This is a genomic window from Microbacterium sp. HMWF026, from assembly GCF_003061325.1.
Taxonomy (GTDB): Bacteria; Actinomycetota; Actinomycetes; order Actinomycetales; family Microbacteriaceae; genus Microbacterium; species Microbacterium testaceum_E.
Map to the genome: position 1 here is coordinate 1 of NZ_QAJB01000387.1, position 1,642 is coordinate 1,642.

Below are 1,642 nucleotides of genomic sequence, written 5' to 3' on the forward strand. Positions count from 1 at the left end.
GGTGACGAGCAGGTCGGACATGATGTCGGCGCGCAGCTGTGCGAGTGTGCGATCCTCGCCGGGCGCCGTGGCGAGGTGACGAGCGCCCCGATCCAGGGTCGACATGGCCGCGTGCGCGCGATCAGCGGGCATCAGGGCACTCAGCGTGGCCATACCGTCGAGCTCGGCCGTCACCCACACCCCGCGGTCGCGCGCCGCACGGCGATGGCGCTCGTCGATCGATTCCGCGTGCACCCGTTCGCGCAGGGCGCGTGCCGCCACCGAGAAACGGGCGGGTGTCAGGCGTTGCGCGCGCTCGGCGGCGCCGTTGTCGAACGCCATCCACGAGGCGGGGTCGTCAAGGGGGAGCGACGAAGCGAGGCGAGCGGTCTCGATCGCGTGCCGTTCGGACGTGCGCCCGTCGACGAACGTCCGCCATGACACGGGAGTGCGCTCCTGCAGCGTACGGGCCTGGCTCGCGCGGACCCGCACCGTCTGCTCGGACAGACGAAGACGCACCGCGACCTCGGCCACCGCGGCGCGCTCGGCCATGTCGAGGCGATCACGCCTCACCGCCGTGACCGAACGCCCCCGCGCGTCGTCCCATGCGAGATCGAGCGTCGGGTCGGGGCCCACCCACGGCTCGGGGTGGGCGACCGCGTCGTCGAGGATGAGCGCGATCAGTCGATACTCCTCGGCGGTCGCGCGGCGACGCTGGACGGCGACGGCCTCGAGTGCTGCCAGATGCGCATCGGGGGAGTCGGGTGCGGGGGCTTCGGGCGGTGCGCTGTCGCTCGGATGGGCTTCGGGTGCGGCGAGGCCCAGTGCGGCAGGCTCGGTCCCGGCAGGCTCGGTCCCGGCACGCCCAGACTGGTCACGTCCGAACCCGCCACGCTCAGCCCCGGAGGGGAACAGCCCACCCAGGTCGTGGCTCACCGGCCATTCCTCGTCGAACTCAGGCCACGGCGCCCACTCGTCCACGCCTTGTCGCGCCCACGCGGTGTCGGCGTCGAGCCGCAGCTCGTCCTCGTTGAGGGGCGGAAGTTCGAACAAGCGGTCGGGGGAGAACACGGCATCCGGGTAGCGATCGAACCCTGCGTTCGGGGGGAACGCGCGTGACGGACGACCCGGCAGCGGCCGGTCCAGAGTCGCGCGGGAGTCCGTCATGCGGTGACGGTATCGCGGACCTCCGACATCGGAGAGAAGTCCCGATCAGGGGGACAACTCGCGCTTTGGCGCTGTCTCGCCGGAGCGGGCGCCGTCGTCGAGACCGGACCGCCACGCTCCGAAGGGCCGGTGCGCGGCGCGCGTGAGCGTGCCAGCATTCCCCCATGCACGAGCGAGGTGATGGCGCCCCGAACAAAGAGGGAGCCGACGGCGCCGAAGACCACGGCGCGGGCGACGGCGTCGAGGAGCGAAGCACGTCCGGCGCGATCGGTCCCTCAGACCGAGAGTCCACAATCGCCCACACCGACATCCCCGTCCCGGGCGGGACCCTGCGGGTGGGGGAGTGGCATCCGGATGCCGAGGGCATCCCGTGGCTGCTCGTGCACGGGGTCACGGCGTCGCATCTCGCGTGGGCGTGGCTCGCGCGCGAGACGACCGCGCGGCTGATCGCGCCCGACCTGCGCGGACGCGGACGCAGCACGGCCATGTCAACGTC

Annotated in this window: 2 protein-coding genes; one reads left to right on the plus strand and one right to left on the minus strand. The window is 72.5% G+C overall.

Annotated features, from left to right (window positions below; all coding sequences use genetic code 11):
- Positions 1-1,146, minus strand: a 1,146-nt coding sequence (locus DBR36_RS14360; protein WP_146185377.1) for a DUF222 domain-containing protein, incomplete at its 3' end; no start/stop codon positions are given.
- Positions 1,147-1,310: 164 nt separating this feature from the next.
- Here DBR36_RS14360 and DBR36_RS14365 point away from each other — a divergent pair.
- A partial coding sequence (locus DBR36_RS14365; protein ID WP_375136084.1) for an alpha/beta fold hydrolase occupies positions 1,311-1,642 on the plus strand: 332 nt, incomplete at its 3' end.